General features: G+C 46.5%; 13 protein-coding genes. 2 read left to right on the forward strand and 11 right to left on the reverse strand.

Annotated features, from left to right (window positions below):
• Window positions 1-9: 9 nt before the first annotated feature.
• From HFA01_RS15000 to HFA01_RS15020, 5 genes are all read right to left on the reverse strand, one after another.
• Window positions 10-1149 carry an acyl-CoA dehydrogenase gene (locus tag HFA01_RS15000; RefSeq protein WP_146817659.1) on the reverse strand — a complete coding sequence of 380 codons (1140 nt, stop codon included), beginning with the start codon at window positions 1147-1149 and terminating at the stop codon, window positions 10-12.
• Between the two features lie 12 nt (window positions 1150-1161).
• Entirely contained in the window at window positions 1162-2307 is a 1146-nt protein-coding gene (locus HFA01_RS15005; RefSeq protein WP_146817661.1) for an acyl-CoA dehydrogenase, read from the reverse strand.
• A 21-nt stretch (window positions 2308-2328) separates the two neighbouring features.
• A complete protein-coding gene (locus tag HFA01_RS15010; protein WP_146817663.1) occupies window positions 2329-3180 on the reverse strand; it encodes a 3-hydroxybutyryl-CoA dehydrogenase in 852 nt (283 codons plus the stop codon).
• Between the two features lie 13 nt (window positions 3181-3193).
• A complete protein-coding gene (locus tag HFA01_RS15015; protein WP_146817666.1) occupies window positions 3194-4381 on the reverse strand; it encodes an acetyl-CoA C-acetyltransferase in 1188 nt (395 codons plus the stop codon).
• 172 nt (window positions 4382-4553) lie between these two features.
• A complete protein-coding gene (locus HFA01_RS15020; protein ID WP_146817668.1) occupies window positions 4554-6686 on the reverse strand; it encodes a heterodisulfide reductase-related iron-sulfur binding cluster in 2133 nt (710 codons plus the stop codon).
• A gap of 211 nt (window positions 6687-6897) precedes the next feature.
• On the opposite strand from HFA01_RS15020, the gene cls reads away from it, so the two are divergent.
• A complete protein-coding gene (gene cls, locus HFA01_RS15025) occupies window positions 6898-8082 on the forward strand; it encodes a cardiolipin synthase (protein ID WP_146817670.1) in 1185 nt (394 codons plus the stop codon).
• 4 nt (window positions 8083-8086) lie between these two features.
• Here the strand turns inward: cls and HFA01_RS15030 are convergent, their stop codons facing one another.
• The 6 genes from HFA01_RS15030 to speE form a co-directional block, all read right to left on the reverse strand.
• Complete coding sequence (locus HFA01_RS15030) at window positions 8087-8266, reverse strand: XapX domain-containing protein (protein ID WP_146817672.1); 180 nt, start codon at window positions 8264-8266, stop codon at window positions 8087-8089.
• 308 nt (window positions 8267-8574) lie between these two features.
• Entirely contained in the window at window positions 8575-10242 is a 1668-nt protein-coding gene (argS, locus tag HFA01_RS15035; protein ID WP_146817675.1) for an arginine--tRNA ligase, read from the reverse strand.
• The gene (locus HFA01_RS15040; RefSeq protein ID WP_146817678.1) at window positions 10239-10679 is read right to left on the reverse strand and encodes a YwiB family protein; all 441 of its coding nucleotides are present in this window, start codon (window positions 10677-10679) and stop codon (window positions 10239-10241) included. The genes argS and HFA01_RS15040 overlap by 4 nt, the downstream gene beginning before the upstream one ends.
• A gap of 84 nt (window positions 10680-10763) precedes the next feature.
• The gene (locus HFA01_RS15045) at window positions 10764-11210 is read right to left on the reverse strand and encodes a hypothetical protein (RefSeq protein WP_146817680.1); all 447 of its coding nucleotides are present in this window, start codon (window positions 11208-11210) and stop codon (window positions 10764-10766) included.
• Between the two features lie 98 nt (window positions 11211-11308).
• Window positions 11309-12181, reverse strand: a complete 873-nt coding sequence (speB, locus tag HFA01_RS15050) for an agmatinase (protein WP_146817682.1) — start codon at window positions 12179-12181, stop codon at window positions 11309-11311.
• A gap of 5 nt (window positions 12182-12186) precedes the next feature.
• The gene (gene speE / locus HFA01_RS15055) at window positions 12187-13017 is read right to left on the reverse strand and encodes a spermidine synthase (protein WP_146817684.1); all 831 of its coding nucleotides are present in this window, start codon (window positions 13015-13017) and stop codon (window positions 12187-12189) included.
• 139 nt (window positions 13018-13156) lie between these two features.
• Here speE and HFA01_RS15060 point away from each other — a divergent pair, with 139 nt between their 5' ends.
• A complete protein-coding gene (locus HFA01_RS15060; RefSeq protein WP_146817686.1) occupies window positions 13157-15208 on the forward strand; it encodes a transglycosylase domain-containing protein in 2052 nt (683 codons plus the stop codon).
• Window positions 15209-15325 lie beyond the last annotated feature (117 nt).

Here is a 15325-nt window from a genome sequence, read left to right on the forward strand (position 1 = left end):
ACAGACCTTCTATTGGGTGACCATACGGCCGACAACGAGTCTTTGGATTTCTTGTGTTCCTTCATAGATTTGAGTGATTTTCGCATCACGCATGTAACGCTCGACAGGGTAATCTTTCGTGTAGCCATAACCCCCGTGGACCTGGACCGCTTCTGTCGTCACTTTCATCGCTGTGTCTCCTGCAAACAATTTGGCCATAGCAGAAGCCTTGGAATATGGCAGTCCCTCAGACTCTAAATAAGCGGCCTGGTAAGTAAGCAGACGAGAAGCTTCAATTTCTGTCGCCATATCAGCGAGCTTGAAAGAAATTCCCTGTAGATGAGCGATCGGCTTGCCGAACTGTTCACGCTCTTTAGCATAGTTGACGGATTCATCGAGTGCCCCCTGCGCAATTCCAACAGCCTGTGCTGCAATGCCGTTACGACCACCATCAAGGGTCATCATCGCCACTTTAAATCCTTTTCCTTCTTCGCCGAGCAGGTTTTCTTTAGGAATCTTGCAATCTTCGAAGATCAGTTCTGTCGTTGGAGACGAACGAATTCCAAGCTTTTTCTCTTTCTTGCCTGTGGTGAATCCTGGTGTATCTTTCTCCACGATAAAGGCGCTGATGCCACGATTGCCCTCATTCGGATCTGTTTTCGCAAAGACAACATAGATGTCCGCGACGCCGCCATTGGTAATCCATACCTTACTTCCGTTCAACACATAGTGGTCGCCATCAAGTTTCGCCTGCGTACGCATGGAGGAAACATCACTTCCTGCTCCCGGCTCAGATAAAGCGTAAGCTCCCAGCGCTTCTCCTGATGCGAGTTGAGTCAAATATTTTTTCTTCTGTTCTTCTGTTCCAAATTTGTAGATCGGCCAGCTTGCTAAAGAAATATGCGCTGAAAGGGTGACCCCTGTCGAAGCACAGACGCGGGAAAGTTCTTCAACTGCGATCACATAGCTGACGAAATCAGATCCGATACCGCCATATTCCTCCGGCCATGGAATCCCCGTTAAACCAAGCTCTGCCATTTTATTGAAGATTTCACGATCGAAGCGTTCCTCCTCGTCCCTTTCAGCAGCTGTTGGTTCCACTTCATTCTTTGCAAAATCGCGAACCATTTTTCTAAGCATTTCTTGTTCTTCTGTTAAAGTAAAATTCATTCTGTCATCCTCCTAGTCTCTGATCAGATGATTGCCTATGACGATTTTTTGTATTTCACTTGTACCTTCATATATTTCACAAACTTTGGCGTCCCTGAAGAAGCGCTCGACCGCATAATCTTCCGTATAACCGTATCCTCCATGGACCTGCACAGCTTCAATCGACGCTTTCACCGCTGTTTTGGATGCCATCAGTTTGGCCATTGACACTTCTTTTCCACACTTTTTGCCGGCCGCCTGCAGAGAAGCGGCGTTATAGACGAGAAGCTTCGACGCTTCTACTTCTGTCGCCATATCGGCAAGTTTGAACGATACGCCTTGCAAATGGGCGATGGGACGCCCGAACTGCTCTCGTTCTTTGGCATAGGAGACCGCATGCTCAAGCGCCGCCTCCGCAATTCCAAGGGACTGGGCGGCAATGCCGATTCGTCCGATGTTCAAATTGGCCAGCGCAATTTTATACCCTTCCCCTTCTTCTCCGAGTCGTTGGGAAACGGGAACCTCGCATTGGTCAAAGTTCAACGAAACGGTACTGGACCCGTGCAGCCCCATCTTTTTCTCTGCCTTTCCGATGGAAAAGCCAGGGGTGTCCCGCTCTACGATAAACGCACTCAATCCTCTCTTTGTTTCCACATCCGGATTCGTACGGGCGAAAACGATGAATGTATCTGCATTTCCTCCGTTGGTGATGAACACTTTAGAACCGTTGAGAATGTAATGGTCCCCTTGCTTTACTGCTCGTGTTTTCAGACTGCTCGCATCAGAACCCGCACTCGGTTCTGTCAGGGCGAATGCTCCTAAATATTCACCTGATGCCAGTTTCGGAATGTATTTGTTCTTCTGTTCTTCTGTACCGAAATACAAAATTGGATTTGTTCCAACTGAGGTGTGGACAGATAGAATGACTCCGAGCGTCGCACTCACCTTTGAAATTTCGTGAATCGCGATGATATAGGAGATGTAATCCATCTCAGCGCCGCCGTACTTCTCTGGAATAGGCACGCCCATCAACCCGAGTTCCCCCATTTTCGGAAGCAGCTCGGAAGGAAACCGATCCTCCCGTTCCATCCGCTCCACGGCAGGTGCCACCTCTTTTTCCGCAAAATCGCGGACCATTTTTCTCATCATTTCCTGTTCATCCGTGAACTGCAAATTCATTCTCGCTCTCCCCTTCACACGTTATTCGTAGGTGTAAAAACCGCGTCCAGACTTCTTCCCGAGCCAGCCTGCTTTCACGTATTTACGCAGAAGCGGACAGGGACGGTATTTGCTGTCTCCAAATCCTTCATGAAGGACTTCCATAATATATAGACACGTATCAAGACCGATAAAGTCAGCAAGCGTAAGTGGTCCCATCGGGTGATTCATCCCAAGCTTCATGACGGCATCCACATCTTCAGGAGATGCTACTCCTTCGTGAACCGTATAAATCGCTTCGTTAATCATCGGCATTAAAATTCGATTGGACACGAATCCTGGAAAGTCCTCGACTTCGACAGGGGTTTTTTCCAATTTCTTCGTCATATCTTCAATCGCCTGATACGTTTCGTCACTCGTCTGGATGGCACGAATGATTTCCACCAGCTTCATTACAGGAACAGGGTTCATGAAGTGCATGCCGATCACCTGATCTGGACGCTTAGTCGCGGCAGCAATTTCCGTAATCGGTAAGGAAGATGTATTGGTTGCCAGAATGGCATGTGCAGGAGTAATCTCATCCAGCTGTTGGAAGACGCTTACCTTCACATCCATGTTCTCAACGACCGCTTCCACGACAAGGTCACAGTCAGAGGCGTCCTTCAAGTCAGTCGTTGTCTGTAAGCGGCCATACGCCGCTTTTTGATCTTCTTCACTCATTCTTCCTTTTTCAACCGCCCGCTTCAGGCGCTTTTCAATACCCGCCAGCCCTTGATCCAGTGCATCCTGGCTCATGTCGTTCATTTTTACGTTCAATCCGGCCTGAGCAAAAACCTGAGCAATTCCCGCACCCATCTGGCCTGCCCCTATGACCATGACTTGATTGATTGTCATCCCTCATTCCTCCTTATTGTTTCGGTACCTCGATCAATACGGCGTCTCCTTGACCTCCGCCAGAACAAATCGCTGCGATTCCAAGTCCACCGCCACGGCGTTTTAATTCGTGAGCAAGGGTGAGAAGAATACGCGCACCACTGGCTCCAATCGGGTGACCCAGTGCAACAGCTCCACCATTGACGTTCACTTTATCGTGGTCAAGTCCTGCAATTTTGCCACTTGCTAAGGAAACGGCAGCAAAAGCTTCATTCACTTCAAACAGATCGATCTCTTCTATGGATTTCCCGGCTTTTTTCAACAATTTATTAATGACGAGTCCAGGCGTCTGTGGGAAGTCCTGAGCTTCCACAGCAATTTCATCGTGCGCGAGAATCGTGGCCAGTGTCTCCGCACCCAATTCTTCCGCTTTTTCGTCAGACATGAGCAGCATGGCACAAGCTCCGTCGTTGACCCCAGGGGCATTTCCTGCCGTGATCGTTCCCGTTTTATCAAAAACAGGACGAAGTTTAGCCAAAGCTTCGACCGTCGTATCTTTTCTTGGCGCCTCATCTGTATCGACAACTTTCGGATCGCCTTTTCTTTGAGGAACTTCAACTGCTGTAATTTCTTCCCCAAGCGTTCCTTCTTCTATAGCTTTCACAGCTCTCTGGTGGCTACGATACGCCCATTCATCCTGCGCTTCTCTTGTTAATTCAAATTCTTCAGCTGTCCGGTTTCCGTAGTTTCCCATATGGACATTTTCAAAGGAACATGTCAAACCATCATGCACCATCATATCTTTGACGGCGCCGTCGCCCATACGGAATCCAAAGCGTGCTTTCGGCATAAAGTAAGGCGCATTGCTCATGCTCTCCATACCACCAGCAACGATGATGTCCTCTTCCCCTAAACGGATGAACTGATCGCCCATCGTCACACTTCGCATACCAGAGGCACAAACTTTGTTTACGGTTTCTGTTTTCACATCCCAAGGAATGCCCGCTTCTCTTGAAGCCTGGCGGGAAGGCAGCTGTCCCTGACCACCCTGAAGGACAGTCCCCATAATGACTTCATCCACATGTTCTGCTTTCACGTTCGCACGTTCCAAAGCTGCTTTTATGGCGATACCTCCAAGCTGTGCAGCTGTCAAAGGTGCAAGCGATCCTCCAAGTTTTCCAAAAGGGGTACGGGCTCCAGCAACAATTACAGTTTTACGCATGTTTATTCCTCCTCTTATTGATAACGCTTTCAAAATTGACGATTGAACGCTCGCTCAAAATCGCCCCATAAGGAAAGTGTACATAAAACGCTGTACACTTTCCACAATTTTCATACTATTTTTTTCTTTTAACGGGGTTGTTCGACGGAAAAAATATTGGTCAAACGTTTGATTAAGCCGTCTTTTCTTCGGTTTTCTCAAACATGGATTTCGCTAGGATCTCAGCGATATCCATCGTGCTGACTTCCTCTTCTACTTCTTTCGCTTTCGTTCCATCGGAAAGCATCGTCAGACAGAATGGACAGCCACTGGAGATCATCGTCGGTTCGACTTCAAGCGCCTGCTCGGTTCGGGCAACGTTGACGCGGTTTCCGGATTTCTCTTCCATCCACATCATCCCGCCTCCAGCTCCACAGCACATGCCGTTGGAACGGTTACGCTTCATTTCCACCACTTCGACTCCAGGAATCATCTCTAACACTTCACGCGGTGGCTGATACACTTCGTTGTAGCGGCCGAGGTAACAGCTGTCGTGGTAAGTAATTTTCTCTTTCACGACCCCTTCTGGTTTCAAACGGCCCTCTTTCAACCATTCAGCAAGCATTTCCGTATGGTGATAAACTTCAGCTTCAAGTCCAAAGTCCGGATACTCATTTTTGAAAATGTTGTAGGCGTGCGGGTCGATTGTAATGATTTTCTTCACGTTATGTTTTTCGAATTCTTTCATGTTCTTTTCAGCTAGCTCCTGGAATAGGAATTCATTCCCCATACGGCGAGCCGTATCTCCAGAGTTTTGCTCTTTGTTACCAAGAATTGCGAATTTGATATCCGCTGCATTCATCAGTTTGGCAAAAGCCATCGCGATTTTTTGGCTGCGGTTATCGTAAGAGCCCATTGAGCTGACCCAGAATAAGTATTCGAATTCTTCTCCTGATTTTTTCAATTCTTTCACAGTAGGGATCTGAACATCCTCATCCAACTGTCTCCAGTCTTCACGTTCTTTCTTAGAAAGTCCCCACGGATTACCTTGACGTTCGATGTTCATCATCGCACGCTGTCCATCAGCGTCCATTTTTCCTTCCGTCAAAACTAAGTAACGGCGAAGGTCGATGATTTTATCGACGTGTTCGTTCATGACCGGGCAGGCATCTTCACAGTTACGGCAAGTCGTACATGCCCATAGCTCTTCTTCTGTGATGACATCTCCGATCAAACTCTTATTGTTCACTGCATCAAGCGTAGCTGCTGCTTCATCTGATCCTTGAGAGCGGGACATTTGTGCGAGCGTATTTCCTTCTGTTCCGGAAAACGCATAAGCCGGTACCCAAGGAGATTGACCAGTCACAGCCGCTCCTTTTTCTGTCAGATGATCTCTTAATTTCACAATCAGATCCATTGGCGATAGCATTTTACCGGAGCCTGATGCCGGACAGACATTGGTACAGCGTCCACATTCTACACAGGCGTAGAAATCGATCATTTGCAGTTGATTGAAGTCTTCGATTTTTCCAACTCCGAAGGATACGTCTTCTTCATCTGCATCTTCGTCGATTTCAAAATCAATCGGTTTTAGTTTTCCAGGTGGTTCTTCACGGCTCAAGAAGACGTTGACTGGTGCTGCAATTAGGTGTGCGTGTTTCGACTGAGGTACATAAACCATGAATGTAAGCAGGATGAGCAGGTGGATCCACCACATAATGAAGAACACGGTTGCAGCAGCTGCAGGAGGCAGCCAACCGAAAGCGCTTGCAATTCCGGACGCAACAGGTTCTGTCCATGCACCTTCATGGCCATGCCAGATGAGCCCCATGCCATTTCCTACAAGAACGGTGACCATCAATGTCCCAATAAAAATAAGGACAAGTCCTGCTTTGAAGCCACGCTTCAAGCGAACCAATTTCTCAATATAACGGCGGTAGAACGCCCAAATGACAGCGACAAGGATCGTCAGTGTCACAATCTCCTGAAAGAATGTAAAGCCTGGATAGAAAGGTCCTAAAGGCAGATGAGAGTCTGGAGCCAGTCCCTTCCAGATAAAGTCGATCGCCCCGAATTGGACGAGGATAAATCCATAAAACATCATGACGTGGATGATGCCCGACTTCTTATCTTTCAATAACTTCTTTTGTCCAAAAACATAAATCCAAATCTTCTGCAAACGCCTCTTCAGCTGTCTGTCATACTCGAATTTTTTCCCCAGTTTAATGTAAGCGACGCGGGTCTGAACGACACGGACGAACAAGTACAGGCCGTAGACAAGGACGCCAAGGAATAAAATCCAGTTTGCCACCAACAACGGATTCATTGGTTCTCCCCCTCTTTGTTGTTGTCGCGCGATGGCGACTTCCCTTTTCTCCGATCAGAAAATCGACAATTAATCTTATAATTTTCTGAATCTTATAGCTTTACTATAAATTATGAATGAGCATTCAGTCAACATATTTTCGTGTTTTTCCTTTTGAAACCTATAAAAACGGGGAAACTATCAGGAAGATATTTTTTAGGAGGGACGAAAGATGCTCGTCACAATCATATTATTTATCCTTTTGTTTCTATTCCTTCTTTTCATCGACTTTAGAATGGGACGGGCAAAGCACAAGAAAAACCACAGACCCATTCCCTTACCGGAAACCCTCGGCAATTACAAATTATATAAGAATGGTTCGGTTCTTTTTGAGCAGATGTTCCAGGAAATTTCTGAAGCTGAGAAACAGGTCGACATCTATTTCTACTTGATCGATAACGATTATATTAGTGAGAATTTCTTAGGTGTATTGAAGAAAAAGGCAAGAAACGGTGTTCCTGTCCGCCTGCTTGTCGACAGGCTCGGAGGGTACAAAATTAATAAGTCAGCTAGAAAGAAACTAAAAGACGCAGGGGTTGATTTCTATTTCGCCGAAACTCCCAGATTCCCCTTCTTTTTTTATCGATTAAATAGGAGAAATCATAGAAAAATTACGGTTATTGACGGAAAAGTAGGATATGTAGGTGGATTTAACATCGGAAAGAACTATATAGGGGAATCCGCAAAATTCGGAGACTGGAGAGACTATCACCTGCGTTTGACAGGCCCTGTCGTTTCAGAAATCCATAAGGTCATGCTGGATGATTGGTACCTGGCTTCAGGAGAAACACTCTCTCCTTGTGAGCCTTCTGATGACGGAAAGTATAAAATGAATATTATGGCGACCGACGGTGTCGAGCTGGAAAAAGAGTTTTCGAAGATGATTACCTCTGCCAAAAAAGAAATTCTGATCGGCTCTCCCTATTTCATTCCGACACCCAGGTTACAAAACGACTTAAAGCAGGCGATTGACCGTGGCGTTGAGCTTCACATTATGATCCCAATGAAGGCCGATCATCCATTTGTAAAGCCTGCAGCTATCCCTTATTTAAAAGAGCTTTACTATAAGGGGGCCTCCATTCGTTTGTTTGATGCAGGCTTTTACCATTCTAAAATCATCATCATTGACGGAACATTTGCCGATATTGGTACGGCCAATTTCGACCGTCGGAGCTTCTTTTTAAACAAGGAAATCAACACCTATGTATATGATGAGGACTTCATCAATGACTTGCGAGCAGCCTATTTCGAGGATGCTCGTGACGCCATTCCTTTCGACGAACACTGGCTCAAACGCCGTTCATTCACCACACGCCTGAACCAGAGAATTGCCGTATTGTTGAGACCGTTCTTGTAATCCTTTACTTGAAAAATTCAGCGAACATGGGACCCGCCCACGCCATAACTTTAAAACCGAGGTAGATCCCGATGATTCCGGCAACTCCGGCAAACGCAGGCGGAGCCGGAATCGGCAATTTGAATCCTGCGAAAACCAGTCCAACGATGAACCCTGTAATCAATGCGATAATGACTTCTTTCATCTTTTCCACAACCTTTCAATATGTAAGATCCAGTACTAGTTTTTGCTTGCATGCCCCTTGTCATGCAAGCTTCTTTTTATGTTACGAAAACCCTCCACCTAATAACACACAAAAGATTCCATATAAACTCCCTAGTGTGGAAGAGTCAGTTTCGATTCCCGCACTCCCTAAACTCACACAAACATCTCCAAATTAAGTCTTCAAGAATCCTGCCATACCCTTCAATAACATCATACCTTTTTGTGTAAATATAGAAAAAGAGCGCCCCTGCTCTATTAGCAAAGACGCCCTTTTCCTAGTATATGGAATTACATTTGGTTTGGTGCAGAAACTCCGATTAATCGAAGTGCATTGTTCAAAGTTGTACGGACAGCTTTCATCAAGGCAATTCTCGCTGCTGTCAGCTCTGGATTCTCATCGTCCAGTACTTTGACAGCATTATAAAAGCTGTGCAGGTTCGATGCGAGATCGAATGCATATTGAGTCACGCGGTGTGGCGTGCGTTTTTCTGCGGCATCTGCCACCACTTGCGGGAATTCTCCGAGACGCTTGAGAAGGTCTTCTTCTTTCTCAGCTGTGAGATAGCTTCCGTCAAATGAATCTTTCACTAGACCCTTTTCTTCTGCCTGCTTCAGCATCGTGCAAATGCGGGCATGTGCATATTGTACGTAATACACAGGGTTTTCGTTCGACTCTGAACGGGCAAGGTCCATGTCAAAGTCCAGGTGGGAATCACTGGAGCGCATGGAGAAGAAGTAACGCATGGCATCAATTCCTACCTCTTCCATCAGTTCACGAAGGGTAACCGCTTTTCCTGTACGCTTACTCATTTTCACCTTTTCGCCGTCCTGGAACAAATTCACCATTTGGATGATTTCTACTTCCAACGTATCTTTTTCGTAACCAAGCGCCTGGATGGCTGCTTTCATTCGTGGAATGTAGCCATGGTGGTCGGCTCCCCAAATGTTGATCAGTGTATCAAACCCACGATCCAATTTGTTTTTATGGTAAGCGATATCCGGCGTCAAGTACGTGTACGTTCCATCATTTTTAATGAGTACGCGATTTTTGTCATCTCCGAACTTCGTCGTTTCAAACCATGTCGCATCATCTTTTTCAAACACATAGCCTTGGTCTTTTAATACCGCCAGCGCATCTGTGATCTGATCATCGTTATAAAGGGAAGTTTCAGAGAACCACTCATCAAATGGAACACGGAATTCTTCCAGGTCTGTTTTAATTTTATCCAAAAGGAACTTCAATCCATACTCACGGAAGAACTGAAGGCGCTCTTCTTCCGCAACATCGACCCATTTTTCACCGTCTTCACTGACGAGCTTTTCAGCTAAACCGATGATATCCCGGCCGTGGTAGCCATCTTCCGGCATGCTCCACTCTTTTCCGAGGTTCTGCATATAGCGGGCTTCCAGAGATTTCGCCAGATTGGCCATTTGGTTCCCGGCATCATTAATGTAATATTCACGGGAAACATCGTATCCTGCAGCATCCAATACATTGCAAAGGGAATCACCGACAGCCGCACCACGTGCGTGACCTAAGTGAAGGGTTCCTGTCGGGTTGGCAGAGACAAACTCCACCTGGATTTTATGCCCTTCTCCACTATTGCTGCGTCCATACTCTTCTCCAGCATCCAGAATCGTAGGCACCAATTCAGTCAAATACTGATTGTTCATATAAAAGTTGATGAACCCTGGTCCGGCAATTTCAATTTTCTCAATAGACGCTTTGGACTTGTCGAACTGCTCTACGAGATCGGTCGCGATGGCACGTGGGTTCTTTTTGGCTACGCGTGCCAGCTGCATCGCCATGTTTGTGGCATAATCTCCGTGCGCTTTGTCTTTCGGCTGCTCCAGGATTACTTCAGGCATTTCTTCCTCAGATGCAAGCTCAGCAGCAAGGACTGAGCGCACAATTTCATCCTTCAGTTTCTGTTCCATTTGTTCAACGATATTCATGAATCGCTCTCCTCCTCAAACGTCAACGTCAAGCGGTGGGCTTGAGTCACTTCATGGTTTAAAGTCATGGTATAACTTAAATACAGTCGGCCCTGTGTGGATTCTTCCAAAGAACGGAATTCCACTTTATCTGTTAAGGTTTTCATATGAAAATCACCATACGTATGGTGATATAAATTTTCCGTTTCCGTGGATGTCTGGAAAACCTGGCGCATTTCCACGCCACCGCTTCGTTTGATGCTGACATGTTCCGGTTTAATCGTCACCATCGTACTGACCGGTTCTCCGTCTTCCGGGTGCTCAGTAAAGGTGAGCACTTGCGTATCGCCTCGTTTAAAAAACTGCCCAGATTCCTGGATCTTCATCGTTTCTTTACGATCCCCATCCTGTATCTCTGTAACAAGCTGCACCTGGACATCTTTTGCGTGACTTGGCATGTTCCCTCCACCTTTTCTATCGCCATTTTTACGTACATGATATAACTAATATATTATAAGAACTCGAACAGAAAAACGCAAGCATCATTGTAGCAGAAGGTTGACGTATTCATGGACTTCCTTCACTTGGGCGACGTGATTCGGAATCGAATAAGCCGCATATAGAACTAGGATAGCCAAAACAATCGTCAAGTACCACTTGAATGATAGATTTTTTTTGAGCGGACGGCGGTCCGGCACAATGGCGAATAGTAAGAATGGAAGCAGGAGGCCGACCACCCATACATCTGTACTCCACTGTTTATTCTCCACAGAAACAGCCAAGGTGAACTGCAGAAGCTCGTTCATACGTTCTGCCACGTTCACTTCAGCCACCTCTGCTTTCCCTATTCCTTCGTTGATCACTAGTGTATCTCCATTCAACTCATACGAAATGTTGGATGGGTTCCAGTTTGCTCCATAAGTGAGAAGCAACAAGGGGAGCATAATCAATACATAAATCGCTGCTACTCCAATCGTCTTTTTATCCAAAACAAAAGCTCCTTTGTATCGTGTCTTTTCAAATAGGTCGATCCATATAGAAAAGCCACTATGATGACCTCTCACAGTGGCTTGTTCCATTCTATCATTTATTTGACGAACCCTAAAAGCATTTCGCGGATGAACTTGCTCGCAGCAATCTGCGTCTTCTCTGTCGGGTCATAGGCTGGAGCCACTTCAACGAGATCCGCTCCCACGATGTTCAAATTGCTGCCTGCTAAGGCATGGATGCTTGCAAGCAGTTCTTTCGACGAGATGCCGCCCGCTTCTGCGGTCCCTGTTCCAGGGGCGAAGGCAGGATCGAGCACATCAATATCAATCGTGACGTACACCGGACGGCCGGCCAGTTCAGGGAGCACTTTTTTCAAAGGTTCCAACACCTCGAACCTTGCCATATGCATCCCGGACTCTTCAGCATATTGAAACTCTTCACGCATACCGGAGCGGATGCCAAACGAATACACATTTTCTGCACCCAGTAACTCACACGATTTACGAATCGGTGTTGAGTGGGACAACACTTCCCCTTCATACTCCTCGCGCAGATCTGCGTGGGCATCAATATGAATGATCGCGAGGTCCGAATGTTTTTTGTACATCGCCTGAATGACAGGCCATGTGACGAGATGCTCCCCTCCAAGACCGAGAGGGAATTTGCCTTTTTCAAGCAACTCATCGAGATACCCTTCAATAATATCCAGGCTCCGTGCTGCATTTCCGAAAGGCAGCATCAGATCGCCGGCATCATGATAGTTTACTTCTTCCAGGTGACGATCAAGGTATGGGCTGTACTCTTCCAGCCCAATCGAAGCTTCACGAATACGGTTCGGGCCGAAGCGTGACCCCGGGCGGAAGCTGACGGTCCAGTCCATCGGCATGCCGTAAATGACCGCATCCGCTTCCTCTTCCGTCGCCCTGCTCATGATAAATACTTTTCCAGAGTAGGATTCATCAAAACGCATGGAGGTCACTCCTTCGTGAGATCTTTGACGAACTTCGGCAGCGCAAAGCATGCGTGGTGAATTTCGTCTGTGTAATATTTCGTATCGATATCTGCAAAACGTTCCTCTTTGACTTGTAGAGGGTCATGAACTTTACTTCCCATCGTAAACGTCCATAGCCCACTAGGATAGGTCGGGATGTTCGCTGTGTACACTTTTGTGATCGGGAAAGTTTCTTTCACGTCACTATACACCTGACGGATCAGATCCGCTTTAAACCATGGGTTATCCGTTTGAGCGACGAAAATACCGTCGTCTTTCAAAGCTTTGGCAATTCCCTCGTAGAACCCTTTTGAAAAAAGATTAACGGCTGGTCCTACAGGCTCTGTGGAATCGACCATGATGACATCATACTCGTTTTCACTTTTGGCGATGTGCATGAAGCCGTCGTCTACCTTCACTTCCACTCTTTCATCTTCGAGTGTCCCTGCAATCGAAGGCAGGTACTTCTTCGAATACTCGATGACTTTTCCGTCGATTTCAACAAGTGTCGCTTTCTCCACACTTTCATGTTTCAATACTTCACGGATGACGCCACCATCTCCGCCACCCACGACAAGCACGTTTTTTGGATTCGGGTGGGTGAATAATGGAACATGGGCAACCATTTCGTGATAGACGAATTCGTCCTTCTCTGTCGTCATGACCATGTCATCAAGAACGAGCATATTCCCCCACTCCGCTGTTTCCAGCATCTCTAAATCTTGAAAGTCTGTTTTCTCACTATGCAGGGAGCGATTGACCTTCGCTGTAATCCCGAAATGATCGGTCTGTTTCTCTGTAAACCAAGTACCCATGTTGCATTTCTCCTTTTTCATCTATGAAATAACTTTCACCACTTATGTGTTTGTTTCACTCAAGAAGTTTATTTTACTACGTATTCTCACATAATAATAGCAGTCTTTATACATTCGTAACAGTTAGGAGTATAAAAGAATGCGATCATTTTTCAGAGCCACTTATAGATGGGCGATCCGAGGAGTGAAACTCACCGTCTTTGGCACAATCATAGGGATTGTCGGAATCATCGGCGTACTGATCTACGCCATCACCCAGGGACCTCCATCATTGATGACTGAACAAAATACCGTCTTCTACGGGACGGATGGGGAAATCATAGGAGAAGAGCAAGGGGCCGAAGAACGTTACTGGATTAATATAGAGGAAATGCCGGAATCTATTAAAGATGCGACACTAGCTATTGAAGACCGGCGTTTCTATAACCACTTCGGTTTCGACTTGAAGCGTATTGCAGCAGCTGCACTTACGGACCTCAAGCAGATGAGGATGGCCGAGGGGGCCAGCACCATCACCCAGCAGTACGCTAGAAACTTATACCTTTCCCATGATAAAACATGGAAGCGGAAACTGAACGAGGCTCTCTATGCCTTACGATTAGAAATTTTTTATAACAAAGATGAAATATTGGAAGGTTATTTGAACACCATCTATTACGGACACGGGGCTTATGGAATTGAAGCCGCAAGCCGGCAGTATTTCAACAAACATGCAGCAGATCTTACTTTGACGGAAGCTTCCATGTTAGCCGGCATCCCGAAAGGCCCGACCTATTATTCGCCACTCGCAAACGCGGAACGAGCAGAAGCAAGGCAGCAGCAAATCTTAGCTGAAATGGAACAGAACGGCTATATCACTTCCTCTGAAAAAAGAGCAGCCGTAGAAGCGAGCATTTCCTATGCAGACGGTGAAGAAGATGAAACCCAGGAGATTGCTCCTTATTTTCAGGATCAAGTGGTGACAGAAGCGGCTCAGCTGCTTGATGTAGACAGGGAAAGTGTTCAGACAGGCGGCTATCATATTCACACCACTTTAATTGAAGAGCATCAACGGATTCTTGAAGAACAGGTAAAACGGAACATCCCAGGGAGTGCAGAGATCCAAGCCGCTTCTGCAGTGATGGATAGCCATTCCGGGGCGATAACCGCCCTTGTCGGAGGTAAAGATTATGCTGAGAGTCCATTCAATAGAGCCACCCAGGCGAAGCGTGCCGTCGGTTCAACCATCAAACCTTTTCTGTATTATGCAGCGCTCGAAGAAGGGTATTCCCCTGTCACGATGAAAGAGACGCAGCCTATTGAAATTGAAGTGAAAGGTAAAAGTGAACCTTATATCCCTTCTAATTTCAACGATCAATATGCAGAGGAACCGATTTCCATGGCCGAAGCCCTTGCCGTTTCCGATAATATTTATGCGGTGAAGACCCACATGGATATCGGACCGGAAAAGCTAGGAAAAACAATGAAGACGTTCGGTGTTGAGGAAACGTTCAAACCACACCCTTCCCTTGCCTTGGGGTACTCTTCCATCTCCCTTTTCGATATGGTCAGTGCCTATGGAAAAATGGTGAAAGGAACGGAATCCATAGAAGGCCATACCATCGCTAGAATTACGGACCGGCATGGGAATGTTCTTTATGAATACAAACCGACTTACAATAAAGATGATGCTGTGGATCGAGTGCGGGCGTTCACCGTCACCCATATGATGACGGGCATGTTCGATCCGGTTTTAGACGCTGATTATGCATCGGTTACTGGGACTCCAATTAAAGGGAAGCTGACACGCATGTATGGAGGAAAGTCCGGCACCACTGACAACGACAGCTGGATGATCGGATTCAGTCCTCAATACGTTTCCGCTGTATGGGTCGGGTATGACGAAGGCAGTAAGCCGCTTGAAGGCTTCAACGACCATCGGTATGCAAAAGCTATCTGGGCGGATACGATGGAGAAAATACATGAGAATGAGCCTACAGCAGCCTTCATTCCACCCCCAGGAGTAAAAGGAGTCTACATTGATCCTGAAACCGGCTATGTTGCAGGCCCCAATTGCCCTCAGGAAAGATTAGTGTACATGGAAGAATCTGATATTCCTAAGGATGTTTGTGGCGGGGACGAAAGTAAAGATGTTGATGATGAATTCAAAGATGATCCATGGTTCAAAGATGTTGTTGATTGGTTCTTTTAATGCTTTTTCGGTCGCTTTGGTATGACTCATGCCTCCTTTGGCGCGACTCATGCCTCCTTTGGCGCGACTCATGCCTCCTTTGGCGCGACTCATGCCTCCTTTGGCGCGACTCATGCC

The sequence above is a fragment of the Halobacillus faecis genome, from assembly GCF_007991335.1.
GTDB classification, from domain to species: Bacteria; Bacillota; Bacilli; order Bacillales; family Halobacillaceae; genus Halobacillus; species Halobacillus faecis.